This window comes from Streptomyces sp. JH002 (assembly GCF_050916115.1).
GTDB lineage: Bacteria > Actinomycetota > Actinomycetes > Streptomycetales > Streptomycetaceae > Streptomyces > Streptomyces xiamenensis.
The window spans coordinates 381,230-395,083 of record NZ_CP087989.1 but is presented as its reverse complement, the minus strand read 5'-3'; the positions used below and the strand labels follow the sequence as shown (position 1 = coordinate 395,083).

Sequence of the window (13,854 nt, the reverse complement as noted above, 5' to 3'; positions counted from 1 at the left end):
GCCGATCTCGCGGCGATGGCCGGTCTGTCGGAGCGGATCGCCCGGCACATCGAGCGCCGTGACCCCGCCCCGGAGCAGCCGGCCGACGCCGATGGCGGACCGGCTCCCGTCCACGGCCCACGGGTGAGCGTCTCCCGTTCCTCCGGCATGGTCCGGCGACCGGCCGGCGCGAGCGGGGCGGCCGTGAGCACCCAGGAGGCCCATCTCGACGACCTCGTGGAGCGTTACACCCGCAGGACCCGCCGGTCCAAGGAGGCCGCGGCCCGCCATCGCCCGGTGCTGGCCGACAGCCGAGCCGTGGTCGGCTTCCGCAGCAGCACCAAGGAGATGCTGTACCCCATAGCGGGCCGGCGGGCCAAGGGCTCGATGCTGGAGGACATCGACGGCAACCGGTACATCGACATCACCATGGGCTTCGGCGTCCTGCTGTTCGGTCACGAACCGGAGTTCGTGACCGAGGCCGTCGCCGAACACCTCTCCCGGGGCGTTCTGCTGGGGCCGCGCGACCTCGCCACGGGCGAGGCCGCCGAACTGCTGACCGGACTCACCGGCCTGGACCGTGTCGCGTTCGCCTGCTCGGGCACGGAGGCGAACGCCGGGGCGATCCGTCTCGCCCGCGCCGCCACCGGGCGCGGCACGATCGTCACCTTCCACGGCGCCTACCACGGCCACGCCGACAGCGTCCTCGGCCGTTCCTCCGGCTCCGGTGCCGACCGGGTCACGGTGCCGGTGTCTCCCGGCATCCCGCCGAGCGCGGTCCAGGACCTGCTGGTGCTCGACTACGGCGACCCGGCGTCCCTGGAGACGATCGAGCACTTCGCGGACCGGATCGCCGCGGTGATCATCGAGCCGGTGCAGAGCCGGCACCCGTCTCTGCGCCCGGTCGAGTTCGTCCGCGCCCTGCGTGAGCTGACCCGCCGCCACGGCATCGTCCTGATGTTCGACGAGATGCTCACGGGTTTCCGGCCGGCACCGCGCGGCGCGCAGGAGTTGTACGGGGTCGCACCCGATCTCGCGACGTACGGAAAGGTCCTCGGTGGAGGCTTTCCGGTGGGCGCCATCGCCGGCCGGTCCGACCTCATGGGCGGCGTCGACGGCGGTCTGTGGACGTACGGCGACGACAGCCATCCGCAGAGCGACACCACGTTCTTCGGCGGCACCTACCTCCAGCATCCGGTGTCGATGGTCGCGGCGCGCGCCGTGCTGTCCCACCTGTCCGAGCACAGCCCCGTCCTGCAGCAGCGCCTCAACGCCCGCACCGACGCGTTCGCGGCGACGCTGAACGACTTCTTCGAGGACGAGGAATTCCCGCTGCGAGTCAGCCACTTCGGCTCCCAGTTCCGCTTCGAGCACCGTGCCGACATGGAACTGCTGTACCACCACCTGATGCTGCGCGGGATCCACGTCTGGGAGTGGCGCAACTTCTTCCTGTCCACCGCGCACAGCGACGGTGACATCGAACGGATCATCGACGCGGTCAGGGAATCACTGCGGGAACTACGCGCCGCGGGCTTCTTCCCGCGCACCGCCGCGCCCGGATCCGCTCCCGTGAGCACCCCCGCCCGGGCCACCGCCCCGGTCCCCGTGCCCGCTCCGGAGGCCGTCGCCGTAGTGGCGGCCGATCCCGTACCCGCGCCCGAGCCCGCGGCGCAGGACGCTCCGCCGCCGGCCGTACCCGCCCTGGCCTGGAACACCCGGGCCACGCGGGCCACGCGCCCCGCCGCGACACCCCCGGCCTCCGAACCGGCCCGCCGGCGACCCGACTTCAGCCTCTACTTCTTCGGCGACTATCCCCAGGTCGACAACGGCTACGAACTCATCGCCGAAACCGCCCGGTTCGCCGACCAGCACGGATTCCACGCCCTGTGGATGCCCGAGCGGCACTTCCACTCCTTCGGCGGCCTCTTCCCCAACCCCGCCGTACTCGCCGCCGCCCTGGCACGGGAGACCAGCCGGATCCGCCTCAACGCCGGCTCGGTCGTCCTCCCGCTCCACGACCCGGTCCGGGTCGCCGAGGAGTGGTCGATGGCCGACAACCTCTCCGGCGGACGGATCGGGATCGGCTGCGCCAGTGGCTGGCACGCCAACGACTTCGTCTTCTTCCCCGAACGCTTCGGCCGGCACAAGGAGCTGATGTACGAACAGGTCGCGGACGTCCGGCGACTGTGGCGCGGGGAGGCGCTGACGCGCGCCGGCGGCGACGGCGAGGCCGCGATCCGGCTGTTCCCCCGCCCCGTCCAGCAGGACCCGCCAATGTTCACGGCCGTGGTCGGCAACCCCGCGTCCTACGAACTGGCCGCCCGGCACGACCTGGGCATCGTCACCAACCTGATGTCCCAGAGCGTCGAGGAACTCGCCGCGAACATCGCGCGCTACCGCCGCGCCCGGGCCGAACACGGCCTGGACCCCGACGCGGGCCGGGTCGCCGTCCTGCTGCACACCTACCTCGCGGCCGACCACGACCGGGCCCGGGCCGACGCCTACGAACCGCTGGCCCGCTACATGCGCTCCTCCCTGTCGCTCTTCGGCGGCGTCGCCAACAGCCTGGGGTACCAGGTCGACCTCACGGGGCTCGACGAGGACGACCTGGACGCCCTGTTCCGCCGGGCGTACGACCGCTACTGCGACCAGCGCGCCCTGATCGGCACCGCCGAGAGCGTCTCGCCCGTGGTGGAGGCGGTGAGCGCGGCCGGGGCGGACGAGATCGTCTCGCTCGTCGACTTCGGGGTGCCGCCCCGGGCGCTGCGATCGGGACTCGTGCATCTCGACGCCCTGCGCCGGGCCCATCGCGGCACCGGGCCACGCCGGCCGCAGGAACCGCAGGAGCCGCAGGACCCCGGCACCCCGCTGTCACCCGGGCAGCAGCGTGTGTGGATGCTGCACCAGCTCTTCCCGGACAGCACCGCCTACAACGAGGTCAAGGCGATCCGGTTCGACGGCGCGCTGGACGCGGACGCCCTGCGCACGGCACTGCACGGCCTGGTGGCCCGGCACCCGGCCCTGCGCACGGTCTTCCGTGAAGCGGACGGGGAGCCACGCCAGTTCGTGCTGCCCACCGGCCGCCTCGATCACGAGCTGATGGACCGCGAGACGGCGTCCGAGGAGGAACGGGAAGCCGCCGTGCGTGAGGTGCTGGCGGCCGAGAGCGCCCGGCACTTCGACCTGGAGAACGGCCCCCTGCTGGTCAGCCGCCTCATCAGGACCGGCCCCGAGCGCCATGTGCTGGTCCTGTCGCTGCACCACATCGTCTCGGACGCCGCGTCCGCCACGATCATGGCGCGGGACCTGTCCGAGCTCTACCGGGCCGCACGCACCGGCACCGCGCCGCAGCTGCCGGCGCTGGAACGGACCCCTCTCGACGCGGCCCGCGAACAACGGGCCGCGCGGGACGGCGACACGGCGCGGCAGGACCTCGCGTACTGGCGGGAGAACCTCCGCGGCGAACTGCCCGTCTCCAGCCTCCCCTTGGACCGGCCGCGCAGCGCGGCCATGTCCTCCCGCGGCCGCGCGGAGTTCCGCACCCTGGACCCCGAACTGTCGGACGCGCTGCGGCGGCTGAGCCGCGAGCACCGCACCACCCTGTTCATGACGCTGCTCACCGGGTACGCGGCCGCGCTGCACCGGATGACCGGCGTGCGGGACGTGGTCATCGGCACCCCGACGTCCAACCGCCCCCCGGAGTACCGGGATGTCATCGGGTTCTTCCTCAACACGGTCGCCCTGCGCGTGGACCTGTCCGGCGACCCCGCCTTCGAGACCCTGCTGCGCAAGGTCCGCTCCGTGGCGCTGGACGCCTACGACCACGCCGCGCTCCCCTTCGACTCCGTGGTGCAGGCCCTCGCCCCGCCGCGCACCACCGCGCACACCCCCGTCTTCCAGGTCATCGCCGAGTACGAGTCCGGCGAGCCGTTCCGCTTCGACCTGCCCGGCCTGCGGGCGGAACCGCTGGAAGCGGGACCGGACAAATCCCTCACGGACCTGAGCGTGTACTTCACGGACCGGCCGACGGGCATCCTGTGCCAACTGGAGTACAACACCGACCTCTTCGACGCGGACACCGTCGACCGGTTCTACGCCGCCCTGTACCGGATCCTGCGCGGCGCCGTCCGCGATCCCGCACGGCCCCTGTCCGCCCTCGACGAGCCACCCGCCGGGGCGGCCCACGACACGCCCGTACCGCGGGCATGGCAGCACGGCGAGGAACACCCGGTGGAAGCCGTCACGGTGCACGAACGGGTGGCACGCCAGGCGGCACTCGCCCCCCACCGCACCGCCGTGATCTGCGGCGACCGCGAACTGACCTACGGCGAACTGGACCGGCGCGCCGACCGGCTGGCGGCCACGATCCGCCGGCAGGACCCCGGCACCGATCCCGCCGCTCCCGTCGCCGTGTGGCTTCCCCGTGGCCCCGACCTCGTCGTCGCCCTGCTGGCGGTCCTGAAGGCGGGACGCCCCTACCTCCCCCTGGACCCCTCGCTCGGCCGGCCGCGCGCCGGGACCGTGATCGCCCACGCCGGTGCGCCGATCCTGCTCGCCGCCCGCCAGGACGCGCCGGACCTGCCGCCGCTGCCGGCGGACACCCGCGTCGTGGGACTCGCCGATCCCCCCGGTGACGCCGCGCCCCCGCCCGCGGCCGCGGTGAGCGGACCGCAGGACCCCTGCTACGTGATCTACACCTCCGGCAGCACCGGCGGCCCCAAGGGCGTGGTGGTGCCGCACCGGGCCGTGGTCAACCTCTGCCAGTGGCACCACCGCCGGTTCTCCTTCACCCCGGCCGACCGCAGCGCCCTGCTGTGCAGCCAGAGCTTCGACGCCTCGGTCCTGGAGATCTGGCCGGCGCTGACCGCAGGCGCCTCCCTCGCCGTCGCGGACGACAGCGACCGGCAGGACGCCCGGGCGCTGGCGCGCTGGTACGCGGACCGGCACGTCACCTTCAGCATCCTGCCCACCGCCCTCGCCGAGACCGTTCTGGAACTGCCGGCCCACGAACAGCCGCCGCTGCGCCACCTCGCGGTGGGCGGGGACATCCTGCGCACCCGGCCCAGGGCCGGGAGCCGCTACGAGGTCGTCAACCTCTACGGCCCCACCGAGGTCACCGTGCTGTGCACCGCGTACGGCGTCACCCCCGCCGGGCCCGGCGAGGACTGCGCCCCGATCCCGATCGGCCGGCCGATCGACAACGTCCGCCTCGCGGTCCTCGACGAGCACGGTGCCCCCGTACCGGTGGGCACCCCGGGCGAGCTGTCCGTGGGCGGGCCGGGCATCGCCGACGGCTATCTGCACGAGCCCGCCCTGACGGCGGACCGCTTCCGCCACGAGCGCCACCCCGGTGGCGGGAGCGGGCGGATGTACCGCACCGGCGACGTGGTGCGCTGGACGGCGGAGGGCGTCCTGGAGTTCCTGGGCCGCGGCGACGACCAGGTGAAGATCCGCGGCTTCCGGGTGGACCCCGAAGAGGTCTCCCGGGTCCTGGCCGGCCTCCCCGAGGTGCGGGAGGCCATCGTGCTGCCCCGCCCGGGCCCCCGGGACGAGCCACGCCTGGTCGCCTTCGTGGCCCCCGCCCACCCCCGCACGGACGCCGGGGAGGGCGCGCGGGCGTTCGCGGACCGGCTGACGCGGCAACTCGCCGACCGGCTGCCGGAGTACCTCGTGCCACGGGCGTGGTCGGTCCTGGACCGGCTCCCGCTCTCCGGTACCGGCAAGGTGGACCGCGCGGCGCTGCCCGCGCCCGGGCACACCACGCGGCTGCCGGCCCCGGCGCGCGCCCCGGAGCCCGCCGCCCCCGCCGCCGCCCCCGCCACGGCGAGCGGTTCGCCCGGGGAGTGGGAGGCACGGCTGCGCCCGCTGTGGGCCGCCGAGTTCGGCCTGGACCCGGACGCCGTCGACCCCGATGTGTCCTTCTTCGACCTGGGCGGTCACTCGATCACCGCGATCCGGCTGGCCAACCGGATCCGCGCGGAGTTCGCCACCGACTTCTCCATGACCCGCTTCTACCAGGAGCCCACCCCACGGGCGGTGGCCCGCCATCTGGCCGGGCTGCACTCCGGCCCCGCCCGGGAACTGGCGCACCGCGCGCCGACGACGCTCCAGCAGCAGGGCTTCATCACCGGACACCACGAGCACCCGCTGCCGCAGGTCTACAACGTCGCCATGCGGATCACGCTCACCGGTGAGCTGGACCCGGACGCTCTGCGCACGGCGCTCGGCCGGCTCGTCGCCCGCCACGAGTCCCTGCGGCTGCGCTTCGCCGAGGAGAACGGTGCCTGGTCGCAGGAGGTGCTCCGGCCCCGGCCGGTCGACCTGCCCGTGGAGGATCTCAGCGCCCACCCGGCGGACACTCGCGACACCGAGGTCGATCGCGCCGGCGCCGAGCTGGCGCAGACCCCGTTCGACCTCACCGCCGGGGTGGAGCCGAGGTTCCGGCTGCTGCGCACCGGCCCCACCACCTGGGTGCTGCTGTTCGTCCTGCACCACGCCTCGTGCGACGGGTGGGCGGTGAGCGTCCTGCTGCACGACTGGGCCGCCCTGTACACGGCGGCGGTCAGCGGCATCCCCGATCAGCTCCCGGAGCCGCTCCAGTCCACCGACTACGCCCGGTGGCAGCAGCGCCATGCCCTGCCGGAGCGGGAGGCGGCGCGCAGGGCGGCGTACTGGGTGCCCCAGCTGACCGGCGCCCCCTTCCGCATGGCGCTGCCGCTGGACCGCCCGCGCCCGCCGAAGCCGAGCGGGAAGGGCCGGGCGGTGCTGTTCACCGTCCCGGCCGAGGTGCGCCGCGACGTGGAGCGCCTGGCCAGGGCGCGCGGCACGACGGCCTTCGCCGTCACCGGTGCCGCCCTGGGGCTCCTGCTGTCCGGGCTCTCCGGGCAGCCCGACGTCCTGCTCAGCGTGCCCTACGCCAACCGGGAACGCGGCGAGTTCGAGTCGCTGGTCGCCTGCACGGCCGCGACGTACGTGCTGCGGGTACGGGCGGGGGAGGCCCGGGACTTCGGCGCGCTCGTGGACGGGGTGACCCGCGCGGCGACCGAGGGGGTCGATCACGTCCTGCCGATACGGAAGGTAGTCGCGGCGCTCCGGGAGGAACACGGACCCGAGGGCATACCGGACCGCGTCACCATCGGGTTCCAGTACCAGAGCTCGCTGCGTACGGACATCAAGCTCCCCGGTCTCGACACGGCCGTCGAGGACCTGATCGTGCCGGCCGCGCGTGCGGAGGCGGCGTTCGGGCTGGTCCCCGCCGGGGACGTCCTGACCGGGTACATCGCGTACGCCACCGATCTGTGGGACCACGGCACGGTCCAGGGCTGGGCCGACGCCTATGCCCGGCTGCTCACCGAGAAGGTCCGGGAGGAGTTGCACCAGTGAACCCGCCGGCCGTCCCCGGGGCCCCCGGGGACGGCCGGGCACCGGGGCGGGCGCGGGCCCCGGATAGACTCCGGCGCATGGTCAGGTCCTCCCGTGGTGAAGCGAACCCCGGGATGTGGCGGCGCGAGGCGGGCACCGCGGTACGCGCGACGGTGGCACTCCCGGAGCGCGCGGCGGCCTCGATGGCGATCATCGCCGGGTTCCGGATCCCCCGGGTGCCCACGGAGTGGGCGCCGCACTCGCATGCCCTGCACGAACTGGTCTGGGTGCGCGGGGGCACGCTGACCTCCCGGGTGGGAGACCGCGTCTTCACCGTGTCCGAGGGGCACGGGCTGTGGATGCCCGCCGGAATGGTGCACGGCGGCCGGGCGACGGCGGGCGCGGAGTTCCACGACGCCTTCTTCGCACCGGACCGCACACCGTTCGCGTTCGCGGAACCGAAGACCATCGCCATGACCCCGCTGCTGGAGTCGTTGCTGGCTCATCTGTCCCGTGCGGATCTCGACGCGGCGGCACGTGCGCGGGCGGAATCGGTCGTGTTCGACGTGCTCCGGCCCGCGGAACGCCAGTTCGCGTTGCAGCTGCCCGGCGACCCCCGGATCGACGCGATCGCCGAGGCGCTGCTGGAGGACCCCGCCGACGGCCGTTCGCTGGAGGAGTGGGCGCGGTCGCTGGGGGTCAGTGACCGCACCATCACCCGGGCGTTCCGGCACGCGACGGGGCTGTCCTTCGCGCAGTGGCGGCAGATGCTGCGCGCGCACCGGGCGCTGGCCCTGCTGTCCGAGGGGTTCGATGTGATGTCGGTCTCCGAGGCGCTCGGCTACGCGCAGCCCAGCTCCTTCATCGCGGCCTTCCGGCGGGTCATGGGAACCACCCCGGGCGCCTTCTTCGACCCGGCCGGGGGTACCTCGCGGGATGTCCGGAATCCCGTATCGGATGTCCGGGCCTCCTGATTGTCGACATGGCGAGGGGAATATAACCTTCTCGGAGTTAGGTAACCCTTAGTCGTTGCTCGCCGTGAGCCGTTCCCGCCGTGCGGGGGAGAGTTCGCGGCCCGGCCGGTGAGAACCGGACGGAGGGTGCCCGCACTCCTTGCCCCTCCGACCACCCGGACCTCCGATGTTCACACGCCCCTTCCGGCGCGCCGCGCGCCCCGCGGCCGACCCCGTCGCGCCGGTGGCCGCCCTCCACGGGCACGACCTGGTGCTGCGGTACGGCGGCACCCCGGTCGTCCACGGCGTCTCGGTGGCTCTGGAACCCGGCCGCGCGACCGCCCTGGTGGGACCGAACGGCAGTGGGAAGTCCACACTGCTGCGCGCGCTGTCCCGGCTGCACCGGGTGGACGGCGGCCGGGTCACCCTCACCACGCCCGGCGAGGAGACCGAGCGCGACACCGCCCTGCTCAGCGCCCGCCGGTTCGCCCGCGAGGTGACGCTGTTCTCCCAGTCGAGGCCCGCACCCCAGGGGCTGACGGTCGCCGAGGTCGTGGCCTTCGGACGTCACCCGTACCGGGGCAGCTTCGCCGGACCCACCGCCGAGGACCACGACGCGATCGACCGAGCCATGGGTGTCACCGGCGTGCGCGACATGGCCGGGCGGCCCGTCGGCGAACTCTCCGGCGGCGAGATGCAACGGGTCTGGCTCGCGGCCTGCCTCGCCCAGGACACCGGTGTCGTGCTGCTGGACGAACCGACCAACCACCTGGACCTGCGCTACCAGATCGAGACGCTCGACCTGGTGCGCGACCTCGTCGAGGAGCACGGCATCGCCGTCGGCGTCGTACTGCACGACCTCGACCAGGCGTCCCGCGTCGCCGACACCCTGGTCCTGATGCGCTCCGGCCGCGTCCACGCGGCCGGCGAACCCGCCGACGTCCTCACCGCGCGGAACATCTCCGAGGTCTACGACATCCGCGTCGAGGTCGGCGTCGACCCGCGCACCGGCCGCATCCGCATCGACCCGCTGGGACGGCACCCCGCCTGAAGCGGCCCACGGCACCCCCTGAAGCGGCACCCCCGCCGCCCCGTCCCACCGCGTCGCAGGGCACCTCCGCCGCGCCGCGTCGCACCGCAGGAAAGAGGATTTTTCGTGAACCGTGCCCGTCGCCTGATGGCGTCGACCGCCACCGGGCTCATCGTGCTCGCCGCAACGGCCTGCGGCACGACGGATGTCGACAAGCCCGCGAAGGACACCGGCGCCGACGCCTCCACCGACGCCTCGCCCGCCTCGCAGAGCTGCGCCGAGGACACCACGACCACCTCCACGGAGCCGGTCTCCCTCACGGACGGTGTCGGCCGGCAGGTGCAGCTCGACAAGCCCGCCCAGCGGATCGCCGTCCTGGAGTGGCAGCAGATCGAGGACGCGCTGACCCTGTGCGTCACCCCCGTCGCGGTCTCCGACGCCGACGGGTACCGCACCTGGGTGAGCGCCGAGGAACTGCCCGACGGGGTGACCGACATCGGCACCCGCGAGGAGCCCGACCTCGACACCCTCTACGCGGCCGACCCCGACCTCGTCGTCGTGGAGGCGTACGACGCCGACGACGAGACCATCGCACGGCTGGAGAGCCGGGGCGTCCCCGTCCTGGCCACCCGCGGTGCCAACCCGCAGGACCCGATCGGCAACATGCGGGAGGTGTTCGGCATGATCGGGGAGGCCACCGGACGCACCGAGCGCGCCGACCAGGTCCTCCAGGAGTTCGACGAGCACCTCGCCACGGCGAAGCAGCAGGTCATCGACGCCGACCTGCCCACGAACGACTTCCTGTTCTTCGACGGATGGGTACAGGGCGGCAACCTCACCATCCGCCCCTACGGCGACGGCGCCCTGTTCACCGAGATCGGCAAGGAACTCGGCATGAACCCCGTGTGGGACGACGCCATCAACGAGGCCCACGGGAACGGCGGCGTCGACCCCTCCTACGGCCTCGCCCAGACCGACATCGAAGGACTCGTCGCGGTGGGGAACGCCAACCTCTTCTACGCCAATGACGAAGGCGTCGGCGGCTACGTCGCCGCGCTGGAGGAGAACCCCCTGTGGACGACCCTGCCGGCCGTCCGGGAAGGTCGTGCGCACGCCTTCCCCGCGCGGGTGTGGGGCGCCGGCGGTCCGCGCTCCTGCGCGCAGGCGATCGACGCCTACGTCGACGTCCTCGACCAGAAGTGAGCACCGCACGCACCCCGGTACCCCGGCAGGACACGCCGCCGCGCCCCGTGCGCGGCGGCGGTCCCGCCGGGGCCGCCGTCCTGGCGTCCCTGCTCGTGGTGACGGTCCTGGCCGGCATGTGGCACCTCACCCAGGGCACCTCGGGCGTCGGCGCCGGTGACCTGTGGCGGTACCTGACCGGGGACCGGGACACCACCGGCGGGGCGCCGGTCGGCGAGATCATCATCGGCTCGCGGCTGCCGCGCCTGCTCGCTGGCGTCGCGGTGGGCTTCGCCCTCGGCTGTGCCGGCGCGCTGCTGCAGTCCGTCACACACAACGCCCTGGCGTCCCCCGACACCCTCGCGGTCACCGCCGGCGCCTACTTCACGCTCTCCTTCGTCGCGGCCCTCGGTCTCACCGTCCCGTTCTGGGCCTCGGGCGCCGTCGCCTTCGCGGGCGGCCTGGCGGCGGCGGCACTCCTGCTGCTCCTGGCGGGACGGGCCGCGGGCACCACCGGCACCCGCCTCATCCTCGCCGGCTCGGCGACGGCGATGGCCCTGCAGGCGGCCACCGCCATGCTCCTCATCCTCTTCAAGCAGAACACCACCGGCCTCTTCGCCTGGGGGAGCGGTTCGCTCGCCCAGCTCAACATCGACGCCTCGACACGCGCCTTCCCCCTGGTCGCCGTCGTGCTGATCATCGCCCTCGCGCTGTCCCGGCGGCTGGACGTGATGAACCTGGGCGACGACGCCGCCGCCACCCTCGGCGTGCCGATCCGGGCCACCCGCGTCACCGCCGTCCTCTGCGCGGTACTCCTCACCAGCACGGCGGTGACCCTGGCCGGCCCGATCGCCTTCGTCGGCCTCGGCGCCCCCGTCCTGGCCCGCCTGATCGCGGGACGGGTCACCGCGCTGCGCCGCCATCTCCTGCTGATCCCCGCCGCCGGGCTGCTCGGCGCGCTGCTCATCCTGCTCGCCGACGCGACGCTGCGCGCGGTGCAGGGCGCGAGCGGCGCCGCCTCCATCCCCACCGGGGTACCGACCGCACTGCTGGGCTCCGTCGTGATCGTGGTCCTCGCGCTCCGCCTGCGGGACACGGGCGGGCTGCGGCAGCCCCCGCACGTACGGGTCGCCGCACGGTCGCGCCGCGCGTTCCTCCTCGTCGTGCTCGGCACGGTCACCCTCCTGGTGACGGCCGCCCTGGTGGCGCTGCTGGCCGGCAGCCTGTGGCTGCGGACCGGCGACCTCCTGCTGTGGGCCCAGGGCAACGCCCCCGTCCTGGTCGGGCAGGCGCTCGATGACCGGGTCCCGCGCGTCCTCGCCGCGATCCTCGCCGGCGCGGCACTGGGCCTGGCCGGATGCGTCGTGCAGAGCGCGGTGCGCAACCCGCTGGCGGAGCCGGGCGTCCTCGGCATCACCGCGGGCGCCGGACTGGGCGCGGCGGCCGTCGTCACCTCGGGGCTGTCCGGCGGACGGCCACTGCTCATCGCGGCCGCGGTCGCGATGGGGCTGGCCACATTCGGGCTGATCGCCCTGCTGTCCTGGCGCGGCGGCTTCCTGCCCGACCGGTTCGTCCTGATCGGCATCGGCTGCGGGTACGGCCTCAGCTCCGTCACCACCTTCCTGCTGCTGCGCGCCGACCCCTACAACACCCCCCGCATCTTCACCTGGCTCTCGGGCACCACCTACGGGCGCACCCTGCCCGACGTCGTACCGGTCGCGGTGGCCCTGGCCCTCGCGCTCCCGGTGCTGCTGGCCATGCGCGGCCGGCTCGACCTGCTCGCCGTCGACGAGGACACCCCGCGCATCGTGGGGGTGCGACCGGAGCGCACCCGGTTCGCCGCCCTGTCGATCGCCGCGGTGCTGGCGGCGGTCAGTGTGATCGCCATCGGTGTCGTCGGGTTCGTGGGGCTCGTCGCCCCGCACCTGGCGCGGTCGCTGGTGGGCGCCCGGCACGGCCGCGCGATCCCCGTCGCGATGCTGCTCGGCGCGCTGCTGGTCTGTGTGGCCGACGCCCTCGGACGCACGATCGTCGCGCCCGCCCAGGTGCCGGCCGGCCTGATGATCGCCCTGGTCGGCGGCCCGTACTTCATCTGGGTGCTCCGGCGGTCCCGTGCCTGACACCGGCCCGGGGCCCGCACCGCACACCGCTGCGGGCCCCGCTCCCCGTCCCCTCCGATCCGCCAGGAACCCCGCCATGACATCCGCGCAGGACATGTCCGAGCAGAGCATCGTCGTCCCGTTCGATCCCGCCGCGCCGCCGGCCCCGCTCGGGCGGCTCGTCCCCGCCGGGGTGGCGGAGCGCTGGCGGGCGGTCGACCGTTCCGCCCACACCCCGCACCTCGTGGCCGTTCCGGGCGACACGGCTGAGCACTGGGTGGGCGCGGCGCTCGTGACGGCCCGCCCGCACACCGCCTACCTGAAGATCGTCGACGCCGTCGGCGACGTGCCGGCGGCAGCCCTGGCCGTCGTCGAGCACGCACACCGCCGCGGACTCGCCCAGGTCAAGTGGGAAGGCTGGACGGCCGGCCCCGAGGACGCCGCAGCCGCCGGCTTCACCTCGCTGAGCCCCCCGCTCGGGCAGCTGGACGACACGGCCGGCCCCCGCACCGGGTACGTCCGCTGGTTGCGGGACGGCGCGGGGCGCGAACCCGCGTACTACGGACAGACCACGCACTTCACCTGCGGCGCCGTCACCGCCCTGGTCGCGCGGGAACACGCGGGCGCGCTGCCACGGGAGGCACTGGACCGCACCGCCGAGCTGACCCTGTGGCGCGACGCGACCAATTTCCCCGCCTGCGAGCCCGCCGGACTGGGCGTGGCCGTGCGCCGGGCGTGGCCCTCGCTCCCCGTCGAGGTCCACCTCGACGCGGACCGGCCCGTCCTGATCGACCACCACCCCGAGAACGAGCAGGGCTGGCGCGCCCACCTCCAGCGCGTGTCCCGTGCGGACGCCGGGCGGCTCGGCGTCCCGATCCACCCACGACGCCTGCCCGTCGCCGCGATCCGCGCCGCGATCGACCGGCGCGAGCACGTGCTGCTCCTGCTCTCGCTCGCCGCGATGCAGGGGTTCGACGTGCCGCACTGGGTGCTGTGCCACGGCACCGTACCCGGCGCCGTCGTCATCGAGGACCCCTGGGCCAATGCGGCGACGGGGGACACCTGGGTCGACGCGCACCTGCTGCCCGTCCCCGACACGGCGCTGGAGAGGATGTCGGCGGTCTCCGCCGACCCCTTCCACGGCGCGGTCACCATCGGCCGTGACGCGCGGCGGCCCGACGCCCCCGCACCCGGGCCGGCGGGGGAGTAGCCCCCGCTCCGCAGGCACCGACCCCCTCCGCCGCGGCCC

The 13,854-nt window shown here is 74.1% G+C and carries 6 protein-coding genes; all 6 read left to right on the top strand.

Annotated elements, in window-relative coordinates:
• Window positions 1-15: 15 nt before the first annotated feature.
• The 6 genes from H7827_RS01610 to H7827_RS01585 all read left to right on the top strand — a co-directional run bounded on the left by H7827_RS01610 (window position 16) and on the right by H7827_RS01585 (window position 13,815).
• The gene (locus H7827_RS01610; RefSeq protein WP_432747916.1) at window positions 16-7,362 is read left to right on the top strand and encodes a MupA/Atu3671 family FMN-dependent luciferase-like monooxygenase; all 7,347 of its coding nucleotides are present in this window, start codon (window positions 16-18) and stop codon (window positions 7,360-7,362) included.
• A 77-nt stretch (window positions 7,363-7,439) separates the two neighbouring features.
• Window positions 7,440-8,315 (top strand): helix-turn-helix domain-containing protein, encoded by an 876-nt coding sequence (locus tag H7827_RS01605; protein WP_432742029.1) that lies wholly within the window; start codon window positions 7,440-7,442, stop codon window positions 8,313-8,315.
• A 166-nt stretch (window positions 8,316-8,481) separates the two neighbouring features.
• Complete coding sequence (locus tag H7827_RS01600) at window positions 8,482-9,345, top strand: ABC transporter ATP-binding protein (protein ID WP_432742027.1); 864 nt, start codon at window positions 8,482-8,484, stop codon at window positions 9,343-9,345.
• 105 nt (window positions 9,346-9,450) lie between these two features.
• Complete coding sequence (locus H7827_RS01595) at window positions 9,451-10,527, top strand: iron-siderophore ABC transporter substrate-binding protein (protein ID WP_432742025.1); 1,077 nt, start codon at window positions 9,451-9,453, stop codon at window positions 10,525-10,527.
• On the top strand, window positions 10,524-12,626 hold the full coding sequence (locus tag H7827_RS01590) for an iron ABC transporter permease (RefSeq protein ID WP_432742023.1): 2,103 nt from the start codon (window positions 10,524-10,526) through the stop codon (window positions 12,624-12,626). Before H7827_RS01595 ends, H7827_RS01590 begins: the two co-directional genes overlap by 4 nt.
• A 76-nt stretch (window positions 12,627-12,702) precedes the next feature.
• Window positions 12,703-13,815: a peptidase C39 family protein gene (locus tag H7827_RS01585; RefSeq protein WP_432742021.1), complete on the top strand. Its 1,113-nt coding sequence runs from the start codon at window positions 12,703-12,705 to the stop codon at window positions 13,813-13,815.
• Window positions 13,816-13,854 lie beyond the last annotated feature (39 nt).